15 protein-coding genes are annotated in these 17573 nt (G+C 45.3%); 1 reads left to right on the top strand and 14 read right to left on the bottom strand.

What is annotated here, in order from left to right:
• Window positions 1–376 precede the first annotated feature (376 nt).
• The 12 genes from BM181_RS06245 to BM181_RS06180 form a co-directional block, all read right to left on the bottom strand.
• The gene (locus BM181_RS06245; protein ID WP_075443053.1) at window positions 377–667 is read right to left on the bottom strand and encodes a hypothetical protein; all 291 of its coding nucleotides are present in this window, start codon (window positions 665–667) and stop codon (window positions 377–379) included.
• A 45-nt stretch (window positions 668–712) separates the two neighbouring features.
• On the bottom strand, window positions 713–2206 hold the full coding sequence (locus BM181_RS06240; RefSeq protein ID WP_075443051.1) for an RHS repeat protein: 1494 nt from the start codon (window positions 2204–2206) through the stop codon (window positions 713–715).
• Between the two features lie 388 nt (window positions 2207–2594).
• Complete coding sequence (locus BM181_RS06235; protein WP_177207171.1) at window positions 2595–3152, bottom strand: Imm30 family immunity protein; 558 nt, start codon at window positions 3150–3152, stop codon at window positions 2595–2597.
• Window positions 3153–3292: 140 nt separating this feature from the next.
• Complete coding sequence (locus BM181_RS06230) at window positions 3293–3769, bottom strand: SMI1/KNR4 family protein (protein ID WP_075443047.1); 477 nt, start codon at window positions 3767–3769, stop codon at window positions 3293–3295.
• Window positions 3770–3941: 172 nt separating this feature from the next.
• A complete protein-coding gene (locus BM181_RS06225; RefSeq protein WP_143092123.1) occupies window positions 3942–4532 on the bottom strand; it encodes an RHS repeat domain-containing protein in 591 nt (196 codons plus the stop codon).
• Between the two features lie 395 nt (window positions 4533–4927).
• Window positions 4928–5248 (bottom strand): hypothetical protein, encoded by a 321-nt coding sequence (locus tag BM181_RS06215; RefSeq protein WP_075443041.1) that lies wholly within the window; start codon window positions 5246–5248, stop codon window positions 4928–4930.
• The gene (locus tag BM181_RS06210) at window positions 5223–5528 is read right to left on the bottom strand and encodes a hypothetical protein (protein ID WP_075443039.1); all 306 of its coding nucleotides are present in this window, start codon (window positions 5526–5528) and stop codon (window positions 5223–5225) included. The genes BM181_RS06215 and BM181_RS06210 overlap by 26 nt, the downstream gene beginning before the upstream one ends.
• Before the next feature lie 157 nt (window positions 5529–5685).
• Window positions 5686–5946: a hypothetical protein gene (locus BM181_RS15855; RefSeq protein WP_256211311.1), complete on the bottom strand. Its 261-nt coding sequence runs from the start codon at window positions 5944–5946 to the stop codon at window positions 5686–5688.
• Window positions 5947–6014: 68 nt separating this feature from the next.
• Window positions 6015–6473 (bottom strand): Imm30 family immunity protein, encoded by a 459-nt coding sequence (locus BM181_RS06195; RefSeq protein ID WP_177207170.1) that lies wholly within the window; start codon window positions 6471–6473, stop codon window positions 6015–6017.
• A gap of 82 nt (window positions 6474–6555) precedes the next feature.
• A complete protein-coding gene (locus BM181_RS06190) occupies window positions 6556–6948 on the bottom strand; it encodes a hypothetical protein (protein ID WP_075443032.1) in 393 nt (130 codons plus the stop codon).
• Window positions 6938–7411, bottom strand: coding sequence for an Imm50 family immunity protein (locus BM181_RS06185; RefSeq protein ID WP_075443030.1), 474 nt, complete (start codon window positions 7409–7411; stop codon window positions 6938–6940). The genes BM181_RS06190 and BM181_RS06185 overlap by 11 nt, the downstream gene beginning before the upstream one ends.
• On the bottom strand, window positions 7392–8933 hold the full coding sequence (locus BM181_RS06180) for an RHS repeat-associated core domain-containing protein (RefSeq protein WP_075443028.1): 1542 nt from the start codon (window positions 8931–8933) through the stop codon (window positions 7392–7394). The genes BM181_RS06185 and BM181_RS06180 overlap by 20 nt, the downstream gene beginning before the upstream one ends.
• 141 nt (window positions 8934–9074) lie before the next feature.
• On the opposite strand from BM181_RS06180, the gene BM181_RS15850 reads away from it, so the two are divergent.
• Window positions 9075–9449 carry a hypothetical protein gene (locus tag BM181_RS15850; protein ID WP_256211310.1) on the top strand — a complete coding sequence of 125 codons (375 nt, stop codon included), beginning with the start codon at window positions 9075–9077 and terminating at the stop codon, window positions 9447–9449.
• Between the two features lie 147 nt (window positions 9450–9596).
• Here the strand turns inward: BM181_RS15850 and BM181_RS06165 are convergent, their stop codons facing one another.
• Both BM181_RS06165 and BM181_RS06160 read right to left on the bottom strand, forming a co-directional pair.
• Entirely contained in the window at window positions 9597–10454 is an 858-nt protein-coding gene (locus BM181_RS06165) for a hypothetical protein (RefSeq protein WP_143092122.1), read from the bottom strand.
• A gap of 5 nt (window positions 10455–10459) precedes the next feature.
• Complete coding sequence (locus BM181_RS06160; protein WP_082336198.1) at window positions 10460–17572, bottom strand: RHS repeat-associated core domain-containing protein; 7113 nt, start codon at window positions 17570–17572, stop codon at window positions 10460–10462.
• Between the last annotated feature and the right edge of the window lies 1 nt (window position 17573).

The following is a 17573-nucleotide window of genomic DNA, read 5'->3' as shown; positions in this document are numbered from 1 at the left end:
TTAATATCACGAGCCAATAATTGTCTAGCAGAAGATATTCCTTTCGTACTCCTGTCCAGTACACCTTTATCTGCTTTTATAGTATATCCCAACTTAGGAACATTAATTGCAGATGCATACTTTACTTTTCATATGTGACCTCAATTTGTATGCGGTAAATCCTGTTGATTTTGACTTTCTTCTATTATCATACAGGTAAATCCACGATGCTTGCAATTGGAGGTCACTACATATTATCTAAGTGATTCACCTTGTCAACTCAGTAGTTGATTTTTGCTCCGTGATATCTGTCTGACCGATCTTACAGCCCAGTTCGTCGCAGGTATAATTAATTATTTTTCTTATGATCTTTTGGGTATTTATTCTACAATTAAAGTTATCTTTTCCGAATATATTCACTGTACAAATCTTCTACATAACCCATTTTTGATAACAGAGGATTATCCCAATCGCTATACGAGTCCAAATACGCACGTACACCTCCATATATATACATTATTTTTTCATTTTCTCTTTTTTCTTTAATTATTTCATAAGCCTTTTTATACCGAATATATATGAGATTCAATATTCCGCTTTCCAACCTAACAGTAGAATATCGTTCTTCCATATCTCTCAATACTTCAGATATCCCATCAAGCATAATTTTTCTATTTTTTTCATTCATTAGTGCTCTCCATTTTTTCATGCAAACCATATGATAAAAATATTATCATATGGCGCCATCAGCATCGCGGTCAAATTTGACAATTGACTGGTCAGCTTCGTTGCATATAACCACTAAGTGATTTGACTTGTCAAACCGGTAGTTGATTTTTCGGCCCGTGATGTCTGTCTGACTGGTCTTGCGGCCTAATTCATTATAGGTATAGGCCAATAGCGTCCTGCCGCTGGCTTTCTTCGTGAGCAGCAGGCCGTCTTTGTCGTAGGTGTAGCGGTAGTCCATGCCACCAGCGATGGCCGCTATAAGTTGGCCGTTCGGCGCATATTCATAGCTGTTGCACAGGTCGCCTGCCTTGCGCTCAACAAGACTGCCGTAGACATTCCACTGGTACTCATTCGTTATACCATTTCGGTCTTGGAATTGGATTAGTTTTCCGTCGGCAGTGAAAAGATACTGCTCCTGACTACCATCCGGATAGGTTATGGCTTTCAGCTGGTTGTTGTCATCGTATGCATAGATGCGTTTATTGCCATTGCCATCCACGGCTTCGGTGATATTGCCTGCAAAGTCATAGGCGTAGTTTTCTTTGCTGCCGTCAGCTTTGCGGATTTCGGTGATGCGGCCCCAGCTGTCGAGCAGGTATGTCGTCTCGTTGCCATTGCCGTCGATGATGCCCGTGATACTGCCGAGGGCATCATCGTGATAGGATTGGCTTGCGCCTCCCTTGGTTTCGATATGCGTTTGCCAGCCTGCGGCGGTGTAGGCGTAGGCCGCGCCACTGCCGCCAGCAGTCTCTACCTTGATGCGGCGGCCCGCGCGGTCATAGGCGACGTTTTCGAGCAGCTTGCCATCCGTACCGATGACCGCCGTCAGCCAGCCGACACTGTCGTACTGGTAACGATAGGACATTTCATAGGGGAGCTGCCGCTCCGTGATGTTTCCTTCTTTATCGTAGACAATTTTCTGCGTGCGGCCTTCGCTGCTGATTTCTTCGGTCCGCTGGTTCATCAGGTTGTACGCGAATTTTTCGTCGCGGCCGCAATCATCTGTAATACGGATGATGTTGCCTGCCTTGTCATAGGCAAACCGCGTCGTATTTTGCTGCCCCGAGGCGTTATCCACTACCGTTTCGGAAATCAGCCTGTCCATAGCATCATAGGCGCGTTGGATTTTGCTGCCGTCGGGCAATTGTATCTCCGTGATGTCGCCATCCGCATCGGTCACGGAGGTACGGTTGTTGCCTGCATCATACGTATAGGTGATACCGACACCATCATCTGTTTGCGCGTCATAGTGATTTGGCGTTACCTTTTTGATGAGGTTCCCTGCCGCATCGTAGAAAAGCCGTTCCACGCCGCCATCGGGATAGTGGGTACGGATTTTGCGGCCATCGGCATCGTAATCATAGGTAGTGCCAGCCCCGGTCTTTGTTTCCTCGTCCCAGGATTCCGGATGGATCTCTTTGGTCAGGCGGCTTTCGCCGTCATATTCTTTGATACAAACAATCCCCAGCGGACTTTCCGTGCGGATGGGGTTATCCATGCCGTCATAGGCCTAGCGCCAGCAGCGCGAATCCTTGCGGGCATTTTCATTGGGACTGTATTCCCGACACAGATTCCCCATCAGGTCGTAAACTGCCTCGTAGCTATTCCCCAGCGCATTGTATGCACGCCACGTCTCACGGCCCCATAAAATAGAAATACTCGCCGGCCTTTATCATGGCTAATATTCCAATATTACAAAAAGGCCACAAGTCTTCTTATGGCCTTTTATAACATTTACAGAATTATACAAGTTGAATCGGTACTTAGTCATTCATAAAATAGCTACATACATTTTTTCAAAGTGTTGCACTCGACTTGACAATTCGTCCCCTATATTCTCTATCAATTCCCTTTGTAGTAACAAAGCAATAACATCACCCCACATTTCATTCACATATCTTTTTAAAAATCGCATCTATTCGCTCACCAAATCTATCACCTTTTTCTTTTTTTATTCCTTCTAGCAGAGCAACTATATATTCTTTATTTTTAGGCGGCAACCTTTTTATATCGACTGGAATTTTATTTAGCGTTTTTCTATTATTTAATAATCCATACATAAATATTTTCCCCCATTCTCTTGTATCATCCACATCAACCAACCCTAACGATATCCAGTACAAGCAATCATCCCTCCCTAAATATTCGACTGCGTGAACTAGTCCGAACATAACTTCATAATCTTCCGTATCATCATAAAATCCTTTACATAAATTAACAATATATTCCGGCTTATTATATGAACATATTTTCGCTATTGCTTCTTCATACAACTTAACATCATTTTCTGTTGAAAGTTTTCTCGTATTATATAATATATTTTCCATATCTCTAATATCCAAAAATATCACTCCTATTTTTCCGCAACTCTTACATTCTTTAAGTATCTCACCTAAACTTTTACTTTTATCATTAAATATATATCCATATCTTTCTTTATCCATCTTTATTACATCTTGAAGTGCTTTCCTTATTTCCAGCGTATACCATATAGATTCGCCTAGCATCCCCATACATCTCTTGCTAAAGCTGAGCGAGGATTCATATTCACGATTTAAACATTAAGCAATACATCCTAATCAATTCATTTATCGTCTCCATTATAATCAACCAAATCTTTCCCTATCTCCATTTCCTCCTTTAACCAACTCGAAAAACTATCCCATTCCTCAACGATCTCACCTTTTTCATGATCCCATTGTACTATCACATTATTTTCTTCATCAATACAAATCATATCTCCATAGTTCAAATCAGCCACAATCAACAATTTATCTCCCATATCCGGCCATTTTTTTTGTAAATTATCATCTAAATAATTACCAAATTTTTCTTTTTCTTCCTGCTCTTCATCATATATGCCTGCTATAGATGTTCCAGGAATAAATATCTCTCCACCATTATATATGGTTAAAAATTCCATATAGTCATCAGGTAAAAAAATACCAGTTTTTTCCTTAAATAGTTTTATTTTTTCTTTTCTAATCCCCTTTTTTAATTCATGCACACCAGCACTATACTTTCGTATTTCATCTATACAATATTTCATCTTTTCGTTCATTTTATTTCGAATATCTCCTTCCACGGTTCATTATTCCCAAAATCAATCATTTTTCCAGTTTCTGGATTATAATAGCCGTTTGTTGGTACTCATCTTCCTGTGTGAATCTGGCGATTGCGGGATTATAGGACCTTGCGCGCAGATAGTATTGGTGGGTTATTGGTTCTAGCTGCTAGCCCGTGTATTGGTAGCGGTTCGGAATCTGTTCTTCCGATTCTATTGTATTACCAAACGCGTCGTAGGTGTAGCGATTCTTTACGTTGCCTTCTGCATCTGTGATGAATACGATACTTCCCTGTTCGTCGCTGGCGTAGTGGTACCAGGTTTTCTCCGGTTCGGATCCCCTTGCCCATAGATCGCTGGTGCGGATTAATCTTGTGATGTTGCCTTCTGTTTCTTCCGTTATTACTTCCCTGTTCTCATTGAAGATAAACTGTACGAGCTTGCCGTTTTCTTCCATTTCGTGACGCAGACCTTCCGCATCGTAGCGGTTTATCTGCGTCATACCTGCCTTGGTGGTCACTTTGCTGGTTCTGCGGAAATCGTCGTATTCGTAGGCATTGTTAGCATCTTGTAACAGGTTACCCGCTTTGTCATAGAGGCAGCTTTCTTCTTGACCGTTGACTGTTCGTCTTGTCAGCCGGTTATTGACATCGTAGATATACTGCTCTTCGATATCCTTGGCCGTTCTGGTCAAACGGTTGCCTGACTGGTCATAGGTGAATTGTTCCGTATAGGTCGGATACTGCCGTAAACATTCCACTGGTACTCATTCGTTATACCATTGCAGTCTTGGAATTTGATTAGTTTTCTATCTCTCATACAAAAGAAGGTCTTTTTATGCTCTCAATTAAGCATAAAAGACCCTCTCTTTATAAGACGCTCCACACCACAATCAGGATAATGTGTGCGTATTTTGCGGCCATCGGCTTCGTAGTCATAAAGCGTTCCCTTACCGTCATCAGGTTTGTGGTCATAAGCCTCGGGATGAACTGCCTTGATAAGATTGCCTTTTTAAAGATGTTGCACTTGGCTTGACAATCCGTCGTTTCAAATCATACCCTAACATAAAAACGGTAGTAACCAATAATTGCTACTACCGTTAAAATCTGAATTTACAAAAACACTACACCATAAAAATAATAGCCATCATCCATTTTATTCACATCTTTCAAATCGTATGTACTCTTTTAAATATTCATACTGTTCCCCCTCTAACTTTTTTACAATATTATATGGAACTTTCCCAATGATATTTGGTAGCGTTTTCGTTTTTATCAATAATTCTTTGCTTGTCAAATTAAGATTCAAATCTTTTTTTATATTCAACAATAACGATAACTTATTGTTATAATTTTGTAATATAACATTATATAACACATCTAAATTATCAAATTCATCCCATTCTTTTGCACAGTCATTTAAAAAATCTACTATATTATCAAAAGCAGGCTCACCAACCGTTTTTTTCAGCTCCATGATCCCATGTCGTATAAGCTATATCACCACTTGCACAATTTATCTTGCATACCCAAAATGAAAATAACCCATCCTTACCAAAAACCAACCACTTATTATTAAACGGCTCTTCTTGTGATTTCTTTTTCATCGTTTCATAATCAAATATCTCACCAAACGGCAACACAGCGCCTTCATATTCCTCTATCATTTTTTTCATATCCTCCGGAACATTATATTCGCAAATTATATTACGATGTTTCTCAACATTCATTTGTTTCATATAATTATCTAAAGTCATTCCTATCACTCCTAAATGTTTCTTCTAGATAACTTGGATTCAACGGTATTCCACTGGTACTCATTCGTTATACCATTTCGGTCTTGGAATTGGATTAGTTTTCCGTCGGCAGTGAAAAGATACTGCTCCTGACTGCCATCCGTATAGGTTATGGTCTTTAGCTGGTTGTTGTCATCGTATGCATAGCTGCGCTTATTGCCATTGCCATCCACGGCTTCGATGATATTGCCCGCAAAGTCGTAGGCATAGTTTTCTTTGCTGCCATCGGCTTTGCGGATTTCCGTGATGCGGCCCCAGCTGTCGAGGACGTAGCTCGTTTCATTGCCGTTGCCGTCAACGATGCCTGTGACATTGCCCTGGGCATCGTACGCGCGCCGCGTCTCACGACCTGATAGAAATACTTGTTGCCCATCATCATGGATAATATCCTAATATCACAAAAAGGCCACAAGTCTTCTTATGGCCTTTTATAACATTTTTCAAGAACTATTTATTCATTTTCATTTGCCCTAATATAAAGTCAACACTTCGGCTAAACATATCATAATCTTCATCTTTTATTTCTTCCAGCAAATCAATTATATACTTTCTATTTTTTTGTGGTAAAGCATCCATTACACTTGGAACCTTTTTTATTTCCTCCTCATCATTAAGTATTCTGTATAAAATAATCTTACTCCAATTTCTAGCTTCCTTCATATGCTCTATTCCCACAAATGTCCAATATAAATTATCTCCTCCTATACTTTCAATCGCATGAACCAACCCAAACATTATTTCCTCATCTTCAGTATCGTCATAAAATCCAATGCACATATTAACAATATATTTAGGATTATTATATGAACATATTTCTGCTATTGTTTTTTCATATAATGCAACATCACTCTCTGTCATCAGTTCTCGAGTTTTATATAATATCGTTTCCATTTCTTTAATATCCAAAAACATCATCCCTATTTCTTTTAATATCTTATACGCGACGGATTTCTACACGTTAATATTACATGCAACTCCCTTTATCATTTTAAATTATATTAGAATTTAAATCTTTACACCAAGTAGGCGTAATGCTATCAAGTCTTACTTTATCAGCAACAATTATCAAGCCATTACCTGCTTCTAATAAAACACAACTTCCTTTTGTTTCAATCTTAAAAGACTGTATTACATAAGTTTCCATTATTTCCACCTTTCTTATATTCTCCAAGCAAAGCCAATAATATACATATGTATCATTCAAATAACCATCTCGGGACATATCAACTGATTTTTTTATATATCCTCCAACCATAGCATTTCTATTTGAATATTTCACCGAATCTATTAGGCAATCTTCAATTAAAACTGGATTGATAAAAATGTCATGCAATGTTTTAACATCTTTACGCCCTGCTATTTGTTCCAATTCACGTATCAATCATAACACCTCTTATTTCTTTTATTGCCAAATAATTATTATCAATTTTTTCTCTTCTATTTTCCACATAATAAGAATACTCAACTGGGCATATTATCTCTCCATCCATCTCGCCATCTAGTTTTATAGTTATCTGACTTTCAGATTGTCCTATAGTTATATTACTTTCGCATTCATCCGACGAAACAATATGAATACCTGATATTTTTAATATTTCTAATACAAGCTCTACCCCATTAACTTCCCTTGCTACCCACTTAGGCGGTATATTCTTGGGAACACCTTTTATAATCACACTCAACTGTGCAGATGAAATATATTTTTCATCTTTCCTAAGATTTACATTTAATGATTGTATTTTTATTCCTTTTAACTCAGGTATTTCTCCTCCATAAAGTTTTTCGATAAAAAAGTGTTTTTCAGTGATTTTATACCATAAGATTTCATCTTCTTTTATATCCATAATGTTTTAAAGCCCCCTCAACTGTACCTGTATGTGGATTATTTTCTGGCCTTACATTAAAATGAGGCCCTTGAGTTCCCTTACCATCCACAAACACATGACCATCTTGATGTTCTTGTATTATAATCGTTTTACCACGATTGTTTTTATAATAATATTGGCGTGACCAAATAAGTTGACCATTCTTACCTTTTCTAGCTTCTCCAAATTCATCATAATATTTTACACGCTCAACTTTAACAGGCTGACTAGAAACATTAATCCCGGCATCTCGTTTAGCATGTCTGAACGCTGCTCTCCTTGATTCTTCAACAGGATTCTTATAATACCCACTCAGATCATAATAATCCACAGGGTCATTCGCGCAGTAGGCATACAGATTCAACCCGTCGCCGTGATATTCGTCTTCCTGTGTGAATCTGGCAATTGCTGGATTATAGAATCTTGCGCGCAGGTAGTATTGCTGAGTTAGCGGGTCTAGCTGCTGGCCCGTGTACTGGTATCGATTGGGAATCTGTTCTTCCGATTCTATTGTATTACCAAACGCGTCGTAGGTGTAGCGATTCTTTACCTCGCCTTGCTCATCTGTGATGAATACGGTACTTCCCTGTTCGTCGCTAGCATAGTGGTACCAGGTCTTCTCGGGGTTGGCTTCCATCGCCCAAAGGTCGCTGGTGCGAATCAGTCGGGTGATGTTTTCCCCTTCCTGTTCCGTTATCACTTCCTTGTTTTCGTTGAAGATAAACTGTACGAGCTTGCCGTTTTCTTCCATTTCGCAGCGCAGGCCTTCGGCATCGTAGCGGTTTATTTGCGTTATACCAGCTTTCGTCGTTACCTTGCTGGTTCTGCGGAACGCGTCGTATTCGTAGGTGGTGTTGCCATCTTGTAGCAAATTACCGGCGTTATCGTAGCGATAGTTTTCCACCTGTCCGTTGACGGTTCGTCTTGTCAGACGGTTGTTGACATCATAAACATACTGCTCCTCGATGTCTTTCGCCGTTCTAGTCAGCCGATTCCCCGCTTGGTCGTAGCTGAATCGCTCCGTATAGGTTGGATATTCTGCCTGCTGCAAACGGTTCAAACTGTCATAGGTGTATAGGGTCTTACCCACCAGCTCGTTTTTCTCGATGCGCTGGCCGTTGCCGTCATAGCGGTAGGTGTTTTGCGCAAGGATTTTGTCGGGCGTGGCTACCGTCAGGCTCGTTATATTCTTATCCGCGTCATAGGCAATATCCTGCCACATGCCGTTGGCGTGGGTTATCTTTTGGATGGCGCCATCGGCATCGCGGGTGAATTTGACCATTGACTGGTCAACTTCGTTGCATATGTCAACGAGTTGATTTGACTTGTCAAATCGGTAGCTGACTTGCCGGCCTGTAATGTCAGTCTGGCTTGTCTTGCGGCCCAGTTCGTCATAAGTATAGGCCAAAAGCGTTTTGCCACTGGCTTTCTTTGCAAGCAGCAGGCCGTCTTTGTCGTAGGTGTAGCGGTAGTCCATACCATTGGAGATAGCGGCGGTCAATTGCCCATTAGGTGCATATTCATAGCTATTGCGCAGCTTGCCAGCTTTTCGCTCGATAAGACTGCCGTAGACATTCCACTGGTACTCATTCGTTATACCATTGCGGTCTTGGAATTTGATTAGTTTACCATCGGCGGTGTAGTGATACTGCTCCTGACTGCCGTCGGGGTAGGTGATGCACTTCAGCTGATTGTTGTCGTCATACGCGTATGTCCGCTTGTTGCCGTTGCCATCGACAGCTTCGGTGATGTTGCCCGCAAAGTCGTAGGCGTAGTTTTCTTTGCTGCCATCCGCTTTGCGGATTTCCGTGATGCGGCCCCAGCTGTCGAGAACGTAGCTCGTTTCATTGCCGTTGCCATCAACGATGCCCGTGACATTGCCCTAGGCATCGTAGTGATAGGCCTGGCTGGCACCGCCGTTGGTGGCGATTCTTGCCTGCCAGCCTGCGGCGGTGTATTCGTAGGCCGCTTGCGCTCGTCTCTCTTTGCGGCGTCAGCTAGGTCTTTTCCTCGCTGATGTTATTGTGGATATCATACAGCCAGCACCGCAGGCTGTACTAAACTTCCCCTTCTTTTTCGGCGACCGCATTGCGCAGCTCACTTCAAGCTCCCCCGCGTCCTGCTGACAAATACAACATCACTTGATTATTTCATTTCTAATTATTTACAGCTCCCATTGTTCTGCAATCATAAACTTATTATTACAAATAGGGCATTCCAAATCATTTAACATGTAAAAGTATTTTCCAGCTTCATCATTATAACCTAAATAACTCAAAATAGTTCCAACTATAACAAACATCTCTTTGGTATCTTTACATTCCATTTTATCCACGTTTCTCATTTTGGGCAGATTTACTTTCTGTAAAATAGCATTTACCAACTCCAATAAATCGTTAACGTCATCTTTCTTTTTCCACTTTTTTATAAAAAGAATTATTCCTTCGATTTTTTCCTTATTAATCTGCAATTTATCGTTACACCATACACCATCATCTTTTATATTAACACATAACTTATGATGATAGACACACTCTAAATCTAATTCTACATCATTTTCATACGCAAACAAATTACCATATAGCAGCGATGCCCCCAAGCGTTGATTGTAAAATGTAATTAAGCTTCCTATTAAATAGTATTCATCTATTATATCAAATCTGTTTTTTAAAACATATTCCATCATATCATCTTGAAAATTATATCTAGCTTTTTCCATACATAATTTCAATTCTTGAGAGATAAATTCTTCTATTTCATAAGAATATGCGTATACCATTCCCGCCTCAATATAAAGCTGGATTTTATTGTCATCCGATACCTTTTTACTTAAATTATACAGAAACGGCACCACCCAAAACGCCAATTCTTTACAAGCCCCCTCTTGGCATGCAGCTTCACTTATTTTTTGCAGTTCATCCAGATTAAATTGTTCTTCCAAAGATGAAATTACATTTAGTGTTTCCTCTACGTTTAAGTATGAATCTAAATTTCTAATCATTTCTTTTTTTAAATCAATCATAAACATTAACCTCCACACTTCGGAAAGCGCCTTCCTTCGCCTCCAAATTTTTCTTGAATGCCCGTCGCATTACGAACACCATTTTTCATTTGTGCTTCTGCACACTCTTTACATGCAGCGCCACCATGTTTTGCACCTGAACTTGAAGCCTGCACTCTTTCTAACTGACCTTCTGTCCCCCTAATCCCTCTCTGCTCTCCATGATGTTCATGAAGCACCTTGTTACCTGGCTCTACCTTTGGTAACTTTACATCATCCCCTAACAATTCTCTCGCCTTATTTTTTTGTTTTCCTGTCAATCCGCTAGGGCTACTAGATGTAACCGTATGAATCACCTTGCCATTTAAATCTTTTCCTTGTGTAACCGTTGTTGTCCGGCTTCTTTTAGCACGAACATCAGGCCCAATTGCTTCATGAATTTCATCTGCCACATGTTGTAAGGTTTTATCATCCAACCATTTTTTTAAATACCCACTCGGATCATAATAATCCACAGGGTTATTCGCACAGTAGGCATAGAGATTCAGTCCATCGCCGTGGTATTCGTCTTCCTGCGTAAATCTGGCGATGGCGGGGTTGTAGAATCTTGCGCGCAGGTAGTATTGCTGGGTTATTGGGTCTAGCTGCTGGCCGGTGTATTGGTAGCGGTTGGGAATTTGTTCTTCCGCTTCTATTGTATTACCGAAGGCATCGTAGGTGTAGCGATTTTTTACTTTTCCTTCTGCATCCGTGAGGAAGATGGTACTTCCCTGTTCATCGCTAGCATAGTGGTACCAGGTCTTCTCGGGGTTGGCTTCCATCGCCCAGAGGTCGCTGGTGCGAATCAGTCGGGTGATGTTTTCCCCTTCCTGTTCCGTTATCACTTCCTTGTTTTCGTTGAAGATAAACTGTACGAGCTTACCGTTTTCTTCCATTTCGTGACGCAGGCCTTCGGCATCGTAGTGGTTTATTTGCGTTAGGCCTGTTTTCGTGGTCACTTTGCTCGTTCTGCGGAACGCGTCATATTCGTAGGTGTTGTTGCCATCACTTAGCAGATTGCCTGCGTTATCGTAGCGATAGTTTTCTTCTTGGCCGTTGACGGTTCGTCTTGTCAGCCGGTTATTGACATCATAAACATACTGCTCCTCGATGTCTTTCGCCGTTCTAGTCAGCCGATTCCCCGCTTGGTCGTAGCTGAACCGCTCCGTATAGGTCGGATATTCTGCCTGCTGCAAACGGTTCAAGCTGTCATAGGTGTAGAGTGTCTTGCCCGCCAGCTCGTTTTTCTCGATTCTTTGGCCGTTGCCGTCGTAGCGGTAGGTGTTCTGGGCAATAATTTTGTCGGGCGTGGCTACCGTCAGGCTCGTTATATTCTTATCCGCGTCATAGGCAATATCCTGCCACATGCCGTTGGCATGGGTTATCTTTTGGATAGCACCATCCGCGTCACGGATAAATTTGACAATTGACTGGTCAACTTCGTTGCATATATCCACTAAGTGATTTGACTTGTCAAATCGGTAGCTGACTTGCCGGCCTGTAATGTCAGTCTGGCTTATCTTGCGGCCCAGCTCGTCATAAGTATAGGCCAAAAGCGTTTTGCCGCTGGCTTTCTTATTGAGCAGCAGGCCGTCTCGGTCGTAGGTGTAGCGGTAGTCCATGCCGCCTGCGATGGCCGCTATAAGCTGCCCGTTGGGTGCATATTCGTAGCTATTGCGCAAATCGCCAGCTTTTCTTTCGACGAGACTGCCGTAAACATTCCACTGGTACTCATTCGTTATACCATTGCGGTCTTGGAATTTGATTAGTTTACCATCGGCGGTGTATTTTTTGTTATCGTCATACGCATACGTCCGCTTGTTGCCGTTGCCATCGACAGCTTCGATGATGTTACCCGCAAAGTCGTAGGCGTAGTTTTCTTTGCTGCCATCAGCTTTGCGGATTTCCGTGATGCGGCCCCAGCTGTCGAGGACGTAGCTCGTTTCATTGCCGTTGCCGTCAACGATGCCTGTGACATTGCCCTGGGCATCGTAGTGATAGACCTGGCTGGCACCGCCGTTGGTGGCGATTCTTGTCTGCCAGCCTGCGGCGGTGTATTCGTAGGCCGCGCCACTGCCGCCAGCGGTCTCCACCTTGATGCGGCGGCCCGCACGGTCGTAGGCGACGGTTTCGAGCAGCTTGCCATCCGTGCCGATGACTGCGGTCAGCCGGCCGGCACTGTCGTATTGATAGCGGTACGACATATCTTGCGGCAGCTGCCGCTCCGTGATATTTCCTTCTTTATCGTAGACAATTTTCTGCGTGCGGCCTTCGCTGGAGATTTCTTCGGTCCGCTGGTTCATCAGGTTGTAGGCGAAGCTTTCGTCGCGGCCGCAATCATCTGTAATGCGGATGATGTTGCCTGCCTTGTCGTAGGCAAACCGCGTCGTATTTTGCTGCCCTGAGGCGTTATCCACTACCGTTTCAGTGGTCAGCCTGTCCATAGCATCATAGGCGCGTTGGATTTTGCTGCCGTCGGGCAATTGTATCTCCGTGATGTTGCCATCGGCATCGTAGGCATAGCTGGTTATCGCCCACCACTTGCGGTTACGCTTGGGATTGCGTTTTTCTGCCCGCTCCAGCAGGCGGCCAGCGGCATCGTACGCGTACTTGATGTACTGCGTTTCTTCGCCGTTGATTTTCCTTTTCTCCTCCGTCCGCTTGCCGATGCTGTTGTAGGTGTATTTGACCTCCGCGCCAAGGTTGTCGGTCACGCGAACCAGCCGGTTCTGCGCGTCGTATTCCTTCCGGATAGTCCGCGTCAAACCGCTGGCACTTGTTTCGCTTTGGGGCGTCAGCCAGGTCTTTTCCTCCGTGATGTTGTTGTTCGCATCATAGAGCCAGCGCCGCAGGCTGTACTGGATGGCACCGTCTTTTTCGGCTACGGCTTTGCGCTCCTCCAGCTTGTTGCCGGCTAAGTCATAGCGATACGTCGTAGCATAGACCATGCCCTCCCGGCTTGCGGCAAGCTGGCCGGCATCCTGCTGGTAGATACAGCGGCCTTTGGCATCATAGCGGGATACCTCGATGCGATTGCCATCCGCATCGGTCACGGAGGTACGGTTGTTGCCTGCATCATACGTATAGGTGATACCGGCGCCATCATCTGTTTGCGCGTCATAGTGATTCGGCGTTACCTTTTTGATGAGGTTCCCTGCCGCATCGTAGAAAAGCCGTTCCACGCCACCATCGGGATAGTGGGTACGAATTTTGCGGCCATCGGCATCGTAGTCATAGGTGGTGCCAGCCCCAGTCTTTGTTTCCTCGTCCCAGGATTCCGGATGGATCTCTTTGGTCAGGCGGCTTTCGCCGTCATATTCTTTGATATAAACAATCCCCAGCGGACTTTCCGTGCGGATGGGGTTATCCATGCCGTCATAGGCATAGCGCCAGCAGCGCGAATCCTTGCGGGCATTTTCATTGGGACTGTATTCCCGACACAGATTCCCCATCAGGTCGTAAACTGCCTCGTAGCTATTCCCCAGCGCATCGATATCTGCTACGATATGGTCAAATATATCATAGCCGAAACTGCGCTCACCGAATTTGCTTTGGATTGCCATCAGCCGATTGACGGCATCATACTCATAGCGGAATTCATCGCCGCAGGGCGTCACCATGACATACGGCACAGGCAGGCTATCCTGATACTCATAGATCGTTTCCTGACCGTTTATCTTTTTGCTGCCCATACGTCCCCTATAGTCGTATGTGTAGCTTTCCACCTGCCAGCTGCCGGCCGACTGCTTCGTGCGCTTCTCTTCCAGCCAGCCCTGCTTCGTATAGCGGCAGCAGATTTCCCCGCCCAGATTATCCTTTATATGCAGGCACTCTCCCTGTTCGCCATAGGTATATGTCGTAATCAGGCCATCCGGACGTTCCTCCTTGAGCAGCTGTCCCTGCGCATTGTACGCACGCCGCGTCTCACGGCCCAGACGGTCTTTCTGATAAATCTGGTTCTCCCAGGCATCGTAGCCAAAGGCCTCAGTCGTACCATCGGGATAATCGATGGCCTCCACGAGCTGCTGCCGGTTATAGTGGATGGTCAGCCGCTGGCCCGTATGCACCTCAGTATAGGTATTCTGCCGGTTCTGCGGGTCGTAGAAATAGACATACTCACCGCCCGTTATCATGGCCTGACGCGTCACGCGGCCATCGCGGTCATAGGTGTTTTTTACATACGTCTTGCCATTAAGATCCGTTACCGTCAGAATCCGCCCGGCATCATCGTAGGTATAAACAAAACTGCCCCACTCGGAATAGCTGACCTTCGTCAGCAAATCGCCAGCGTATTCATAGCGGAGCACGCGCCCCAAGGGATCTTTTATGGTATGTATCTTATCCTGCGCATAGGTAAACTGGACTTCCTGCCCGCAAGCCAGCGTGATATGGTCGATAAAATCGCCCCGATAGCTGATGGTCACCGGTGCCTGCTGATTCGTCTGCATCGACATCAGCCTGCCCTTTTCATCAAAGGTATAGCGTTTGCGCTTGGCAGGAACAGCCAGCTGATATCCCGCCTCAGTCTCTGTCAGCTGCAGGGCCTCACTGCCGCCGCGCTGATTCTGCCAGCTGCCATCCGCCTGACAACGGAACTTCTCCAGATGCAGATCAGGCATCAGCACGGTAATATGCTCATCGCTTCTTGACAGGCACATGCCGACATTTATCAGCCAACGGCTGCCGAGATGCTGGCCTTTATTCTCATATAGCGACTCGTAGCAGCGGGTCAGGACGAAATCCTCGCCGAGATCTTTGAGCACCATATCGGTCATTTCTAAAACAAAGCTGCCAGTAACCAAATCAACAGGGTCGCCCCCCACCTTTTTAGCTATTGCCTTGGTTCCATTCCACACTTTCCCGGCTCCTTTTTTCACGCCGTTCCACGCTGACTTGGCGGCCTTTGCTACCTTTCCACCTTCCAATGCCCCTCGCAATTTCCCAGCTCCTGGCATAGATTTGACCGCATCTTTTACTGATTTCAACACATCATCCGCAGCTCTTTCCATCAGTTTACCAGTGTCAACAACAATTCCCTCGGCTCCCTTCATGACATGTTCAACGCTTTTCAAAATCCCCTTGACCGCATCATCGACCTTATTCATCACTTCGGCAGCTTTGACAAGCCCTTCGCCTACTTTCACCGCAGCTTTGCCGACCTTGCCGAATTTTTCTGCGGCCTTGAGTCCCTTCGCACCAGCCTTAAGGCCCTTGGCCATATTGCCCGGTCCCGGGATAGCACAAAAGGCGTCCAATGCAGCCATTGCCCAATCACCTTTTTTTATATCCTGATAGGCATCATAAACACTCATAAGATTGCCTACTACCGGAATCATACTGGCACCAGCCCACAGCAATTCCTTCCCGACATCTAAAGCAACTTGATTCGCCTGCTCCGCATCCATATGGTCAGCGGCGATCTCATGCGCGCCTTTGATATAGCCACTCTGCTCGAATACCGGCGTATTGATTTCGATGACGCCGTCCTTAGCAATCACGATGCTGCTCGCGCCAACCTGCATAGCCACGGCGTCCTTGCCTGTCGCCTGGATGATGCCAGCAGCGGGAGTATCGGCTGCCTCGGGACTTGGTTCAGCCGCAGCATGTGTCGTACCCGTAGCGGCATCACATGCCTGCGCCTGCCCAGAGGCCACGACCGGCTCAGCAGCGGCACTGCTGGCTTTCAGCGCATCGACGTCGGCACCGATTTCGGCATCACTGCCCATATCGACGGGGATATTGTCCCCGCCATGAGCCGTATAGTCTGCCATGCCCTGCTCATAGTCTGCAGCTGGCTGCCCGTGCTGCTCCGGCGTCTTGCTTTGCGCTGCCTGTACCGTGATATCGCGGTCGGCCCAAAAGCTAATGTCCTGCGTCGAGTGAATGCTTATACCCGCTGCATCACTCATATCGATTTCCGATGTATTGACGCCCTGACGGCCAGCTTGCAGGATGACACTGCCTGGCTGGAATTGCAGCAAATTGTTCGTACTCGTCAGCGAGCGGTTCTCCGGCGTATCGTAGTCGCTATTGCCCTCTGTAGAGCTGCGATGGCTGCCCTGCGCCATTTTTTTGCCATTTTCCTCAAAGTAGACAAATACCTTATCGCCCACATCGGGCATAGAGTACATATAGTTATTGACAACATTCTCATAGGGAATCCAGCAGGCCTCCTCCTCAGCCTGCTCTGCATCCACATCGAAATGCACCTTGACGTTCGTGCCATCCACGGCTAGAATCCTGCCGCCCAGGTACCTTCCCCGCTGTGCATCCCGTTGCTGCTCGTCGGCCGTCACACGGCAGCCTTCTTTATTGACGACCTCCAAATGGTTGACGAGCATTCCTGCCAAGGCCTCGATATGACTGCGCATGACGATTTGATCGCGCGGGCCATTTTTGATGCCATAGCCTGCCCCCAGCGTCAAATCTGGCGAATCAATCGTCGTTACCGTATAGTAGCATGGCGCGGTAAAATCATCGATATTATGCTTTACGCTGCTGCATTTTCCCAGCAGCACCTGCTTGCCCAGAACATGATCTTCGATAGACAGCTCCCTCTGCCGGAAGGGGATATAGCCCAGACTGATCCGTATCCCGCAGCTCTTGGCATCCGCAAAGGTATAGCGGCCTGTGCTCTCCGCCAAGCGGCACAGGAACTCCCAATCCGTCTGCTCTTCCTGATAGACCAGACGGGACACGGTTTCATCTGCCTGCACCTGCACGTCGGCTTTATACGGCGCAGCGATGTTGCCTGCAATGCTGCCCAGCGTCTTGCTCTCCGACTGGAAGGTACGCGACTTCTTCCCGATATCGAGCAGATACGAGCTCGTGTACAAGACCAGCAGCAAGCGATTCTCCCCCGCTTGACTGGTCAACTGGCAGCTGACGATGACACCATGAAAAAGCACCGCCTCCCCAGCAGTGACCGTTACCGCTTGCTGCTCTAAACGCAAAACATCCTGATTCCCAAACGCTTCGTCCATGCACAAAAGCAGCCGGCACTTGCCATGCTGCCCCGCCTGCTCGCAAATCTCTAACTCCTCAATTCTCCGATACGAAATACCTGAAAGCCTAACCCACCCCAACGGAGTTTGCTCCATA

Origin of the sequence: Pseudoselenomonas ruminantium, assembly GCF_900113715.1 — a bacterium.
Taxonomy (GTDB): Bacteria; Bacillota; Negativicutes; order Selenomonadales; family Selenomonadaceae; genus Selenomonas_A; species Selenomonas_A caprae.
The sequence above is the reverse complement of the archived record's forward strand: the minus strand, read 5'-3'. Positions and strand labels throughout refer to the sequence as shown.